A 14,476-nucleotide genomic window follows, 5' to 3' on the forward strand; every position below is an offset into this window, starting at 1 on the left:
CATCAATAGGTCTTTACAAACCTGATTGTTTTCGAAATCCTTCCAGCCTGTATGGCCATGATGTAGGTGCCAGGCACCATTCCGTGCATATTGAACTCAATGAGCTCCTCTATTCCGACGAATTCGTACTCTGCTATTTTGAGCCCGCTCAGGTTGAATACTTGTACCAGTACCGGTGCTTCATCGCTCAGTTCGAGGTCAATTTTTACCACGTCTTCGGCCGGGTTGGGGTAGAGGTTGCTGCGGTACAGCTCCAGCAGCCTCACCTTGTCGGTAGCGGGTGCCGATGGCCTGATCTCCAGCACCCTCAGCAGCTTCTCCTCCGTGTCGGAGCACACCCCGTTCGACACCGTCAAGCTCACCGTATAGTCGGCTGCTCTGTAATAGGTATAAGAAGGGTTGGCCCTCACCGACGTAAACCCATTGCCGAAATTCCACTGGAAGGTGAGTGGGGCGGGGTCGGTGAGCTGCACAAAATGCACCTCTTCATCCACAGCCACTTCACTCGGTATCAGGAAGCTGGCCTTTATTTTTTGGGTGGTTTCTTTTACTTCCACCACGTCCGTCTCGGCGCAGCCATCGGCTGCTGTCACCTGTAGGTAATAAGTGCCGGGCTCGGTGGGGTAAATGGTTTTGTCTGTTGATGTATAACCAGTGTTGGACGTCCAGAAGTAGGCCATATCGGCTACGCCGGCATCTAAGAAGAATTCTTCCGGGGAGCAGATCAGTGCCTCGGCCGCCAGATTGAGCCCCAGGGTTGGTTTGACGGTTACGTTGATTTTGTCACTGTTTTCACAGCCGAACTCGTTGGTTACAGTCACCGAATATGTTCCTGTGACACCGACAGCTTTAAACCTGGTGTCAGACAAGTCATTCCATCTATAACCTGCCTGCACTCCCGCATCCACCTCAACCGTTTCGCCATAGCAAAGCACAACGTCAGGCCCCAAATCAACGGTAGGCTTGGGCCGGATAGTGACAGTTGTTGTATCCGCATTTACACAACCATTGCGGTCGGTGATTTTGAGCCAGTAGGTGTCACTTTCCGTAATCTTTATACTCTTCCCTGTGCTGCCTGTTGACCATAAGAACTCACTCCTGATATTGGTGACTTCCAGTAGCTTACTTTCACACGCTTCATATTCGTCATCAAATGCCAGTGCGGGAAGTTCATTGACCGTGACTTTGATTTCTTCAAAGAAAGTACAGCCTTTCGGGCTGGTGATAGTGACGCCGTAAGTGCCCGAGGAGGTGACAGCAAGCAGTGGGCCGGTGGAGCCATTGCTCCATTTGTAGGTGCTGGCTATGTCTGACGAAGCGTCAAGTGTAAGAGGCTCTCCTTTACACAACACTATGTCGTCGCCTAATGATATCACAGGCTTTGGATAAACGATCAGGTTGACAGTGTCTCTGTGAATGCACAGGTCGTTGCTGATGGTTTCCACCCAGTAGGTGCCCGTCTCGCTGGCGGTTATTGTGGGACTCGTTTGCCCTGTAGACCACAAATAGCTGGCGGCACTGATCCCCGGATCAAGCACTTCTTCGCCACAGGCCTCCCGGTCTTCGCCCAGGTCGGGCAGCTCCGATTCGAGCAGGGTAACCTCTACAGCGCCCGACACTGCACAGCCATTCGTGTTGGTGACCCGCACGGTATAGGTGCCGCTTTGAGTTGCTAAGTAAGTGCGGTTGGAAGAGTTGTTTTGCCATTTATAGGTGTTGCCAGGGTTACCGGCATCCAGCAGGTAAGTGGATTCACAGGTTTCGATGGAAGCAGGTAGGTTAAGCGATGGCCCTTCGTTGACGACTATTTCTTTTGTTTGGGTTCTCTCGCACGAAGCATCCGTGGAAGCAGTCAATGTAACGAAATAGCGTCCTTTTGTTTGGTAGCTATGGGTCGGCTGAAAAGCTTCAGAAGTATTGCCATCGCCAAAGTTCCACAGGTAAGAAACGTCGCTGAGGTTCCCGGCATACGAAGTGGAGTTTGTGAATGTTAGCTGTTCGTCCTCACATACGTTTTTGAACACAAAGTTCGGCTTCGGAGAAGGTTTCACAGCCACCAGCTTGCTCACTTCTGTTTTGCAACCTGCAGCATTAGTGGCCACTAGCGTGACCTGGTAGGTATTGGCTACACTGAAAACCTTGTCAGGTTGGCTATTGGCTGATTGCGTGCCGTCGCCAAACGACCAAAGGTAGTTCAAAGTGCCGGTGTCGTTGGATAATACAGGCTCAAAGCTAATGGCATCACTCTCACACTGACCAGTAAAAGTGATGTTTACTTCGGGTGACTCGAGGAACGTCACAAGGATATCGTCTTCTACCCAGCAGTTGCCTACACTTACCCGAACGGTGTAAGTGCCCGTTTCGGCAATGGCAATGCTTTGGCTTGTCTCTCCCGTCGACCAGAGGAATTGAGCGCCCGGGTTTTTTGCATTGAGGGTCACAGTACTGCCTGAGCAAGCTGTGATATTTTCCCCAAGATCGACAGATGGCAAGGGAGAGACAGCGATAAATACCTCATCCGAGTCGGTGCAGCCATTTTGATCGACAAAAGACACACTATATAAGCCCGAAGTAGTTACACTAATTTTTCTTGTGGTTTCACCGGTCGACCAGGCGTAGGTGCTATTGGGGAAAGCCCCTGCGTCCAGGGTGACGGGGCCGCAAACTTCCCTGTCTGGGCCCAAATCAATTTGAACAGGGCTGTTGAGAGTTACAGTTGTTTCGTCGGTTAGCTGGCAGCCATTCGGAGTAGTCACTTCAACGCCTATGGCCATGTTCGACATTACTGTATAGGTTTGGTCGACACCAAGTGTACCACCGGAGACGACATCGTACCACCTGTAGGTAGCGCCAGGACTGCCAGCGTCAAGAACAAGCTGGTTGCCGCAGGTAACAGAAGTGGCAGCCAGGTCGAGGTCAGGCGCCGAATAGATTTCGATTTGCTTGAAAAACTCTTCCGTGCATTTTCCTGAACTAACCTTGAGTGTGACACCAAATAAACCGGCTTCGTCGAAGGTGTGGAGAGGGCTTTCTTGTGTGGAGGTGGTGCCATCGCCAAAAGTCCAGAGATAGGTAACAGGAGAAGCGGTGGTTGTTGAGGTGTTGGTAAAGCCGACTGAAGTTCCCTGGCAGGCATTTTCTGCGTCAAAAGACACCACGGGAGGAGCATCTACCACAATGGCCCTGGTGAAAGTGTCGCTGCATCCGTTTTGCGTTTCTACTTCAAGGGTAACTGTATAGCTACCCGATGAAGCGTAGGTAGTGGAAGGATTTGAGGTATCAGCGGTTTCCCCGTTTCCAAAATCCCACTGACGGGCAACAACAGGATCGCCGGCTGTCATGGAAAATGAAATATCTGTAAAGGATACCTCTTCTCCTTCGCAAACCAGGAGGGCACTGGCCAAAAAGCCGGCTTCGGGTGCTGGCAGCAGGCCAACGGAAACAACATCTGACACTGAGCAGGTACCTGCTTCCACCGTTAAGCGGTACTGCCCCGCCTCAGTTACTTCCAGGGTAGGGTCATAGCCCAATTCGTCGCCCGAGGCCAGGTTTACCCATACGTAGGAGTCGCCGGTAATATTGGAGGCAAACGTGGCGGTTTCACCCTGACAAACAAGGACATCATCTCCCAGGTCGAGCATCGGCACCTCGTCGATCGCAATGGTCACGTTGTCTGAATAGGAGCAGAAAGGTGTCATGGTACCACTGTTCGGAGAATAGGTAACCGTCACGCTGTAGTTGCCCGATTCTGTGACCAGCAGGCTGGAACCCGTTTCGGCCAGTGGGCTGCCATCTTTAGTCCATTCGTACTGCAGTACGCCGGCAAAGGGCGCTGTAGCAGGTGTGGCATCCAGCACAGTGCTTTCACATACGGTTCGGTTGGCCCCCAGGTCGCCGGGGTCGACAATATAGACCGGGATGGAGAAAGACGCCTCGCAGTTCTGGGGATCGTCCGTGGTCAACACGGCCTTGTATGAACCGGATTCGGTTACCTCTAATTGATCCCCAAAGGCTATTGCCTGCTCAAAGTCAGGGTGTTTGTACCAAGTAAAGGATGTGCCTGCCGGAAGATAGGCGGTGGCGTCTGCCGATGGGTCGATAGTAAAACTGCCGGAGCAGCTCAGGGCGGAAGGGCCCAGATTGAACGAGGGTCTTTGGAAGACTTCTACTATTTTTTCGACAGACGACTCACAGCTGTAGGCATTTTTAGCGGCGATATTGGGTGCCGAAGCATTTGCAGCGGTGAGCTTTACCGTGTAGCTTCCGTAGGTAGCATACTGATGGTCCGGATGTCGTTGATTTGACGAGCCGTTGTCTCCGAAGTTCCACAGGTAGGAGGAAATGGCGTCCGTTTGCACATCGGAGGCATCAAAAAACTCTACCGGAAGACCATCGCACACGTCGTTGAAAACAAAATCAACGTCAGGAAAAGCATGAACGTTGAGGTGCCCGTCGACGATGTTGGTGCAATTTTTATCAGAAATTCTTGTGAGTGAGATGGTGTGCGCCCTGGGGTCTGCAAAGGAGTGGGAAAGTGTTGCGTCCAAAGCGGGATCGCTGCCATCTCCAAAATTCCAACTGTAAGTTTCAATTGTGCCTGCCGCAATGTCAGAATTATTGACAAAATCCACGTCCACATCCGTGCAAATATCGTTGATGGCCAGCTCGTCGAATTCCATATGAAAATCGCCGGTGGGGGCAGGGTGGATGGTGAGATCTAGTGTGTCTGAAAAAACGCAACCATGTGCAAGAGATGTGGTTTGTACCGAAACTCGATAATTATTTGAGGAGTAAAAGTACTCGTGAATTGGTTCGCGATCCTCATTAATTTCAGTCGTATCGCCAAAATCCCACTGATAGGAAAGTGGCGTGTTGTCTCCAATTTTGGTACTGTCTGCAAAGAAAATGTCCACACCTTCGCAGACTCCTTTTGCCGTGCCGTCTACAATTTTCTCATCGACTGTGAACCGAAAGGCAGGAACAGGTCTTGGATCAACTTGAATTTCTTTTGTTATGCTTTTGCGACAAAAATGAACAGAGTCAAGAGCGGAAAGTGTAACTGACATTGTTCCATAGTTATCATATTTGTGAATTGGTGAGAATGAGTCAATCTTAGCAGTAAGATCGCCGAAGTCCCATTTGAAGCTCATATTTGCTTGAGGGTTATCCAGAGTATCCCCATTGAAATCCACATAAAAGCTTCTGTTGTAGAATTTTATGTCTTCAAGTTGGCACGCTTCTTTTTTTGCCGTCGCTGATAAATCCTCAAAATCAAAATCAGGAGTCGGTAAGGTATTCACAATTACACTATCACTTGTCAAATTTGTGCTTCTACAGCCCCATTGATTGGTGACGAAGAGTTGTACGTTTTGCTTACCCACGTTTAGAAAAGTGTAGGTTGCAGTAGGGCCAATGGCGTCAGGCGGGCTTGGGTTGGCAGGGTCAAACGCCCAAAACCATTCCTGGGTATCAACAATTGACAAATCTGTTTCAATAGCGTCGGATTCATCCTCAAAATTCATTTCGTCCCCGAAGCATGAGAACGCATTTACCGGTAAATAGCTAAAGTCTGCTACGGGTAAAGGAAGCACATCGATTTGAAATGTTCTAGTTTGTTCACACCCCCGGAAGTTTCTGACATGTAATGTATACGTACCAAGGCCGTCTCCGTCGTCCAACCCGATTATTTGTAGCGGGCCGTTTTCTACGAAGCGGCCTTTTGGCCCGCTCCAACTGTAATAGGCAGCATCGACAGCCTCATCATATACTAAGGTAATAGCGTCATTCATACAGGCCTTTAGTAGGTCTCCAACAAATCTTCTTCCATTGACTGATTCTGTAATTCCTGTCAGGGGTTTATTTGCGTTGTTGCAAGGTTCTGCGACAACGATGTAGTTTGTGGAATTTGCCTTAAATACTACATTATCATTTGTAATGCTGCTTGCGTAGGATGGCACTACTGCGTCAAGCATAAGCCAAGACGCACCGTTGTCTTCTGATGTATAAACGGCCAGTTCATCCGAATAAACGTCTAGTGAGTTCATCTCATCAACGACATTAAAAAAGTTAAATGTCATTTTGTCAAAAATGCCAGCTTGAACTCCAAACTTGAGTTCGTAGTATTTCTGGATAATGGTATCATTAGCAACTTCAAATTTTTTAATACCTGCCGGTATATGATGCCTTGTCACAACGGATGCGCCCATTCCATCTGAGCCAATGTCTACTATCAGCCCCATTCCGGCGATATTAAGATTTTCAGTATCAGTTGTTATTGCGGGAACCTTAGTACTAACGAAGCCGATACCAGTAAACCTCGAAGCAAGAGATTCGCCTGCAAGTGCTCCACCGTACTTAAGATAGACCTGACTGCTTGTCAGACTTATTTTGCCTGAACTGAATGTTAACTTTTGCCCAAAAAGAACATTTTTCTTAAACGGCAGGATAAATGACCCACTAGGTTTCGAAAGGACAAAGTTTGAAAGGTATGTTGTGTCGGCAGAATTGACTGTAAGTGTCTGATCTCCTGTTCCAGTTAGATACTGAGTTCCCGGATTGGCCGGTTTAGCTATCAAAGTTGTTACGCCATTGTTGCTAATATTTCCATTTACAATCAGTGTCCCGGCCAATATAATCTTGCCATCACCATCTGTCGAGTTGTCTGTATAGTTGCCTGGAATGAAAAATATTGCGTTTGTGTGTATATCTATTGGAATATTTCGGTTGCTCACAGAAATCTGGCCTCGACTGCTGTGATAAAACTGAAGCGTCATCAACAGTAGTCCCAGGTGGAGCCATTTGATGGACGGCGATATGTAGCGAAAGATTCTCATTTCGCTCCCCATTCAACTGTCTTAGAAATAATTACCTTGCCTGGGATGGAATAGGCCCGCACCTGATATACGTAGGCATCTTTTTTCAGATCCTTGTCAATAAAATTGGTAGCTGCAACAAGTCCGGTTATTGGCTTTATCGACCTCTCAGTTTCGCCCCGAAATACCACGTAACCCCTGATGAGCTTTGGGTCGATTTCAGACCACTCTAACCGATTGGTCTTTTTCCTTTTCTGGCTTTTGAGTTTTACTGTTAATTGGGCTTCTAGTAGCAACTCCTCACGCCGAAATGCATAGGCTGCCTCAGATAGTGGTGAAATGTTTCCTGATGAATCAATAGCAGCTAGACGATAATAATAGTCTTTGTTTCCTATGGTCGTACGATCGACAAATCGGAACGAGCTTTTGGCAATTTGGGCCTGGTTGACTTGGGTGTCATCCGAGTTTAAAGAGTCAGACCTGTACAGATGATAACCAGCCAAATCTTCTTCCACATTACGAATCCAGTTAACGATTATCCCTTCATCAGAGTAACCGACTTGGTTGATCACAGGCCGTTCTGGAGCCACAACGTCCGGTAAGACCGCTGTGGCAATAGCCGACGGCTTGCTTCTGTTGTAAGAAGTGTCAATGGCCACCAGAAAGTAGAAAAATTCGTTTTTAACGTTTTTCGGAAGACGCTGCTCGTAGTAGTTGGTGTCCAGCGGCTCAGCATTTAGCAACACATAATGATCAGGGTCGTTTTCGTCAACAGTTCTGTATAGAAGATATCCCTTAAGATCGGGTTCCTCATTTTCTAGCCAGGTTAAATAGAACCGGCCGGTGTCCGACTTGATAGTCAAGTCTAGTGGTTGGGATGGGGGGAACACGTCCTGAGCTTCAACAAAAGCCATTTCAGACAGCGACTTATTGCCAGTGTGATCCTCAGCTTCAACTCGATAGTAATATGGCCCGGGAACCTGAAGGATCTCATTATAAGTATTATTTCCTGCGGGAAGCAAGCTGGTGGTGACCGGCTCAAATTTGCCCTCGCTTTTTTGACTTCGATGAATGGTATAGCCTTTAAGGTCTCCTGTGTCTTCCTGCTCCCATTTAAGTAGCACTCTCAGGGAATCCGCCCTTCCCGATAGGTTTAAAGGTGGAGGTGGCGGAGTCACGTCATCTATTCTAATGTTTACCACGCTGGATGGCTGACTCATTTCTCCGAAATAGTCAATACCTTCTATATAGTAGGAATAACTAGCTCCCTCTATGCTTCCACGTCTTTTAAACATTGGTTTCGGAAAAACCAATACGCCCGAGCTGTCGGGTTGCATACTGAGCATCAGCGGTTGATTGTTTAGCCTGTTTGTCGATCCGGTTGAATCTGTTTCATAAAGATTATATGCATAATACAGATTAGAATTTTGAGTCCAATTGAAATTGATTACCCTACCTTCCTGATAGGCTTCCAAGTCCTGAACCCCCCCCGTTTGTTGATAACTTCCTGCTTCAATAAAGCTGGACTGTCCCAAAACCGTTTCTTGAGACCCATTCAAAATGGTGATTTTGTACTGGTAGAATTTTCCTGGAAGCACTTCGTTGTCTTTAAAATAGATGCCCAGGAACCTGGCAAACTCGTTGCTCTCAAAGCTCTTTAGTAAAATGTTCAGTTTTAAAAAATCATCCTCGAGCTCTTCAGGTGAAGCTTGATTGAGTGCATCAATAAAAAAGTCCAATTCTTCATCCTCCTCAATTAAGGAGCTTGGCAGGGTTTTGAGCCTACTTACAGGGTTTGGCGATACAGGCTGCCATTCTGCTAAATCGGCTTCCCTCCTGTACACATTGAATTCCTTCCCAAAAAGCGAAAGCGTCTGGTACCATTTTACTTCGATACTTAAGTTTCTGGCTGAATTTGCAGGATGATTTCTTGCAAAAACGAATGAATCTTGTCCATTAGAGTTGAAGAAAATCATAGCGAAAAAAATTACAGCAATAGTTTTTTGCCTGCACATTATTAGAATTATGATAAGTAGTTTCTAATAAATATATTATTCTTAAGATATCAAAATCATTGGGTAGGCAATATTCATTATGGTCTAAAACTAATCTAAAGTCACTAAACTACATTTTCTACATGGTGATATATTCCCATATAAATTGCTTAATATGAAAATTTCTTATTTATTTATCTGAAGTATTACCACCTAACCGTTCCTATGCTGTTGGCCAATTATAATAGATTGTATGTTAAAATATACTGTCTATTTTTATTCAAATACCCTTGTTGTTCATTGCTTTTTGCGCAACAAACGCCCCTTTACAGCCAGTATTTTCTTAATCAATACCTTTACAACCCCGCTTTGGCGGGCTATTCGGGAGTGCCCAGTGCCTTCTTTTTGTACCGCAAACAGTGGGTGGGCGTGAACGGCGCACCGGAAACCCAGGTATTCACACTTGACACAAAACTGAACAATGAAAACATAGGGCTTGGACTTACTTTTTTTAACGACGTCACCAATATCATAGGACGCACCTCCGGAGCTTTGACAGGCTCTTACAAAATCGACCTGACGCCCAACCAGCAACTCCGCTTTGGCCTGTCCTTTCTGGCCATTCAAAACCGGATATTTTTCGACCGCATTCAGGCCGACGACATCAGCGACCCTACCCTGCTGAGTGCCGTTGACCAGCGCACGGTGTTTGAAGGAAATGCGGGGCTGCACTACACCCTGAAGAAACTCCATGTAGGCTTTGCCAGCGAGCAGCTGTTTCAAAACACCATTCAGCATAACAACGAGGCGCTGTTTCAGTCGCTCGACTATACGTTTATCCGGCACTACTACACCACACTCGACTACACGTTCACGGCCAGCCCCCATGTCGACATAAAGCCGATGGTGCTCCTGCGCACGGTGCAGGGGCTGCCCTCCCAGGCCGACCTGAACCTGATGGTGAACTACAAGCAGCTATTGTGGCTCAATATGAACTACCGGCCAAAGATTGGCGCAGGGTTCTCGATAGGCACGCAGCTGGCTGAGCAGTTTGTGTTTGGCTATACTTACGAGTTTCCCACCACCGACCTGAGTATTTTGGGGAGCTCCACGCACGAATTTGTGCTGGGCTTGCGGCTACGCAAATCAGGCGACTCGCCCATAGCCAGAGAAAAAGGCGGCAGCATCAAATCGCTGGAGAAACAGACGGCCATTCAGTATGAAAAAATTGATGCCCTGAAGCAGGAAAACGAGCTGGTGAGCGGGCAGCTTAACGAAACGCAAAGCCAGCTGGCAGCACAAAACGAAGAGCTGCGCCTGCTGAGGGAAATAGTGAACGGTTACCAGGAGGACCTGTCAAAAGCTATTGTGCGGCTCCAGGCCAACCCCGATGATACAACTTCTAACGAGCCGGGGCCTTACTATTTGGTGGTGGGGGCCCTGCGCAATCTGGACGATGCCAAGCTCTTTCAGCGGATTTTGAAACGGGAAGCTGGGCTCGATACCAAAGTCACCCAAAGCGCTTCGGGCACCTGGTATTTTGTGTACTCTCAGGAGATGACCCAACTGGAGAATGCGAATGGGCTCATCCAGGAATTGATGGACAGCAAGGCCAAACCGTTCATTATAGGCGTGCCGTGGATTTATAAATGGGAACAGCGGTGAGGTGGCGAGCACAACATATCGCTTCTGGTAAGGATGTTTGGCTGGGTGTTCCTGGGTGTGTCTTCACACCCAGCGAACGCAAACACATGCTGGTGGGTGAGGACAGGAGTCGTGATGTTGGGTGTGGAGACACACCCAAAAACGAGAGAGGTGAAGACACACCCAAAAACACAAATGGCACCCCCCCAAACACGATGGTGGCCAATGGGGTGGGCCAAAACTTCCGCTTGCTGGGTTGGCAGCTAGTAGCCGGGCTGGTTTTATCGCTGGCATTCCAGCAGACTCTTTTTGCGCAGGATCTGGAAACATTGGGCGAGCAAAAGCTCTTTGCTTACAATGGCAGTCTGTCGGCCACGCAAACCTTTTACCATGCCGAGGGCATGCCCAGCCGCAGAGACCCTTACTTCTGGCAGCTAAACGCCAACCTCAACCTGACGTTCCTGGGCATCATTAGCGTGCCGCTTTCGGCTACATTAAGTCAGCAAAACAAGAGTTTTGCGCAGCCGCAACCCTTTAACCGGTTTGGCATAAGCCCTACCTACAAGGGTCTCACCGTGCACGTGGGTCACCGCACGATCAACTTTTCTGATTACACGCTGGCTGGCAACCTGTTCTTTGGTGCAGGGATGGAGTACAAGCCAGAAAACAATCCGGTCAGGGTCAGCGCCATGTATGGCCGCTTTGCCAAGCCGGTGGCCAAGTTCTCGCAGTTTGGCCAGGTATATGCCGAACCTACCTACAGGCGCATTGGCTTTGGTACCAAGGTCGGCTTTGAATTGGAAAAGCAACGAGCTGCGGTGATGTTCTTCCGGGCGTACGACGACCCCAACTCCATCGATGTGGTCGATAGTTCCTTTGTGGTGACCCCTGAGGAGAACCTGGTTGTGGGCCTGGAAGGCGGTTTTAAATTCTTTGACCGGTTTTCGCTGGAGGGCGAATATGCCTACAGTCTTTTTACCCGGGACAGGCGGATTCCGGAGCTGTTCACGAACGACTATTCCTTTATCAATAACCTCGGAGGGCTGTACAAACCCAACGGTTCTTCTGCTTTTACCAATGCGCTCAAGTCGAGGCTTACCTACCAGGGCGAGGGCTTTCAGGCCAACCTGAGCTACCGCCGGGTGGACCCCGGCTACACCACACACGGCTCCTCGTTTCTTAACAACGACCTCGAAGACATCACGGCCGGACTTTCTTTGCCTTTGTTCAACAACAGGGTAACGCTGTCCACCAGCTCGGGCCTGCAGCACAACAACCTCGACAACCAGAACACTGCCCGGGTAAACCGGTATGTGTTCAGCTCATCGGCGGCCATTTCAGCTACAGAAAAACTCAATATCAACCTGAATGTGTCGAATTTCAGTACCAGCACCCGGCAGTTGCTACTGCAAACCGATATTCTCTCGGACACCCTTCAGTTCTTTCAGGTGACCCGGTCGGCTATGGCGTCGGTGAACTACCAAACAGGAAAGGAAACCAACACGGGCACTCTCTTCGTTAGCGGAAATTTGCAGGACGCCACCGACAACCAGGGCAATGGATCCCTGTTCAAAAGTGGTAACGCCGGTTACAGCTTTAAGATTGGGGAGTACTGGTCGACCAATACGTCCTTCACCATCAACCAGTCGGAAGCCTCCGGCGTTAGCAACCTCACCCTTGGGCCGGTGTTTGGCGTGAACCGGTCTTTTATGGACAACAAGATACGAAGCAGCCTGTCGCTGAGCCTGCTGAACAGCTACCTGAACAAATCGAAAAACAGCCACATCGACAATGTGCGTTGGTCAGTCAACTGGACGGCTGGCAAGCGACATACGGTGTCGTTCAACACGTTTTACCTATTGAAAAACACTTACGAAGAAGCTGCCAAAGCCACACAGGAATGGCGGGGAACACTAAATTATGCTTTTAGATTATGACAAATCACAACCAGCCAATTAGCCACCAGTCCCGTAGAGACGACATAAACGAAAAAAGCACCCCTGGCCAATTCAGGAAGCCACCTGCGAGTGATAGAGCAGAAAGAGGCGTTGGTCAGTCCCAGCGGGACGACCTATCGGTACCCCGGAATACAGATCACCTAACAACCAGTCCCGTAGGGATGGCATATCGGTGCCTCTTTCTATCACTGCTGCTTCTCACCTTGTGGGGAGCAAAGGCTCAGGTGCTCACGCCGTCCTGGGAAATCTCTCTCCCCGGCAAACTGAAATGGATGCAAATCAACGATTATGGCATCCTCATCGCTTCGTGCGACAATGGACTTTATGGCGTAAACCCTGAAAACGGCGACAAGCTGTGGGAAATCACCACCCTCACCAATGTGCCCGAGGCTAATTACCAGGTGATTGAAGGCACGCCACTGGTGTTGATTGCCGACAAGGGCGGCGACTCGCAAACCCTGATCATCAATGGCCTGAATGGCAACCTGATTTTTGACTCGGCAAAAGAGGCCCTCGGGTCGATTATCAGCACCAAAGTGATTCCAGAGGCCGGAGGGGCAATGATTGCCTACAGCAACGACGGTGGTGATGGTATCACGATGTTTGACTATGTGAGTGGTGAGAAAAAATGGAACACCACTTTTGACAAAGCAAAGGGCAAGGATCTCCAGCCTCAGCCGATTATCGACAACGAGGGGAATATCATTTATGCCCTTGGGAAAGATCTTTACAAATTGAACGGTAGTACCGGTGCGATCATTTGGCAGACGGACAACAAAAAGAACTATATCGACCTGTTTCTGCAACCCAACGCACAGGTGCTGTTTGCCGTGAGCGGCTCCCCCTCTTCTACTTTTTTTGAAGAAAACACCGGCAAGCAAATTGGCCTCGCCAGTGGGGCAGCCGGCAACTTCGCTGTGGATGCACTGGACCTGAGCAGTGGGAAGGAAATATGGAAAAACTCCGTGGACTATTCGAAGGCCAAATACAGCGGGGCGGCGTTGGGAGAAAAAGACTTTCTACTTTTTCAAACCTTCAGCTCCGGAAAAATAGACTACGCTACCGGCGGCCACCTTTGGAAGAAGGAAAAGATGGGAACGGGCGGAGAGAAGAATGCCGGTGTGTTTGTGACCGACAAAGGCCTGGGCTATGCCATGATGGACGCAGTGGGCAGAGCCTATATCAATTTTGTGAACGACGAAGGGGAGCCGATGTGGAAAAAACGACCGGTCATCAATGGGCGGCTAACTTACCACAAACAATACGGCAACACCCTCTTCTTTATCAGCGAACAAGAAACCAATTTCCTTAACCTCGACGATGGCACTTTCCTGTGGAATGGCGACAAATATTTGTCGGCTGGCGAAGTACCCATCAGTGTGGTGCAGGACAATGACGGTAGCTTTGTGATGTACATCAAAGGCAAGCTGGTGCGGGTGATGCCCGACAAACAGGATTGGACGGAAATCACCTCCAATTTTGCCTTCAGAGGGGAATTACCTACGGGCTTACAGCTATTGCCCAATGGCTACCTGCTCACGGGCAATCAAAATGCCATGCTGATAAGCAAGAGCGGGAAGGTAGGCTACCACAAGTTTTATCCCGCTCCCGAGCAAAGTTTTGGTGCCAAACTGGCCCTGGGTGTGCTGGGCACCGGCACGGCTCTCACCAGCTTTGCCTATGGTGCTTCTTCTATCGGCTACGGGATGCAGGGAGCCCTCCAGGGCAACGATGCTTTCTCCAGAAAGGCCCAGAAGCAAATGACGGTGGCCACTTTTACCAGGGACGTGACCGGAGGCCTCGGAGCCATGGCCCGGGCCCGGTTTGGGGAGCAGGCAGGTACCGATACCTACAAGCTGATACTCACGAAAAAGGACCATAGCATCGGCTTTGTCAAGATCAATATTCTGACAGGGGAAGAGGAAGGACAAATTGTGACCAATGATCGCACCCCCGATTTTTCGATCGATCCCATTGGCAAAAAGGTGTTTTTGAAGTCAGCCGATGACAGGGTGGCCTGTTACAACCTATAAAAGATGTAGTTGAAGTGAATAGAAGGGACAACATA

The 14,476-nt window shown here is 49.0% G+C and carries 5 protein-coding genes; 3 read left to right on the forward strand and 2 right to left on the reverse strand.

The genetic code is table 11. The features are described from left to right. Positions 1-2 precede the first annotated feature (2 nt). A complete protein-coding gene (locus tag GC130_RS25635) occupies positions 3-6,833 on the reverse strand; it encodes a PKD domain-containing protein (protein ID WP_193218019.1) in 6,831 nt (2,276 codons plus the stop codon). Then, positions 6,830-8,788, reverse strand: a complete 1,959-nt coding sequence (locus GC130_RS25640; RefSeq protein WP_152001228.1) for a fibronectin type III domain-containing protein — start codon at positions 8,786-8,788, stop codon at positions 6,830-6,832. Before GC130_RS25640 ends, GC130_RS25635 begins: the two co-directional genes overlap by 4 nt. A 243-nt stretch (positions 8,789-9,031) precedes the next feature. Between GC130_RS25640 and GC130_RS25645 the strand changes: the two genes are divergently transcribed. Genes GC130_RS25645 through GC130_RS25655 form a run of 3 tightly spaced genes read left to right on the forward strand, consistent with a single transcriptional unit; the run spans position 9,032 to position 14,441 of the window. Continuing rightward, on the forward strand, positions 9,032-10,471 hold the full coding sequence (locus tag GC130_RS25645) for a PorP/SprF family type IX secretion system membrane protein (RefSeq protein WP_152001229.1): 1,440 nt from the start codon (positions 9,032-9,034) through the stop codon (positions 10,469-10,471). Then, positions 10,468-12,387: a hypothetical protein gene (locus GC130_RS25650; protein WP_152001230.1), complete on the forward strand. Its 1,920-nt coding sequence runs from the start codon at positions 10,468-10,470 to the stop codon at positions 12,385-12,387. The genes GC130_RS25645 and GC130_RS25650 overlap by 4 nt, the downstream gene beginning before the upstream one ends. Beyond that, entirely contained in the window at positions 12,384-14,441 is a 2,058-nt protein-coding gene (locus GC130_RS25655) for a PQQ-binding-like beta-propeller repeat protein (protein ID WP_152001231.1), read from the forward strand. Before GC130_RS25650 ends, GC130_RS25655 begins: the two co-directional genes overlap by 4 nt. The last annotated feature ends 35 nt before the right edge of the window (positions 14,442-14,476 follow it).

Origin of the sequence: Imperialibacter sp. EC-SDR9 (assembly GCF_902498805.1) — a bacterium.
Lineage (GTDB): Bacteria > Bacteroidota > Bacteroidia > Cytophagales > Cyclobacteriaceae > Imperialibacter.

Excerpts from the sequence above, each read along its gene's own strand:
- GC130_RS25655 (WP_152001231.1), top strand. The coding sequence starts at position 12,384 with ATGACAAATCACAACCAGCCAATTAGCCACCAGTCCCGTAGAGACGAC.
- GC130_RS25640 (WP_152001228.1), bottom strand. The coding sequence starts at position 8,788 with ATGATTTTCTTCAACTCTAATGGACAAGATTCATTCGTTTTTGCAAGA.
- GC130_RS25645 (WP_152001229.1), top strand. The coding sequence starts at position 9,032 with ATGCTGTTGGCCAATTATAATAGATTGTATGTTAAAATATACTGTCTA.
- GC130_RS25635 (WP_193218019.1), bottom strand. The coding sequence starts at position 6,833 with ATGAGAATCTTTCGCTACATATCGCCGTCCATCAAATGGCTCCACCTG.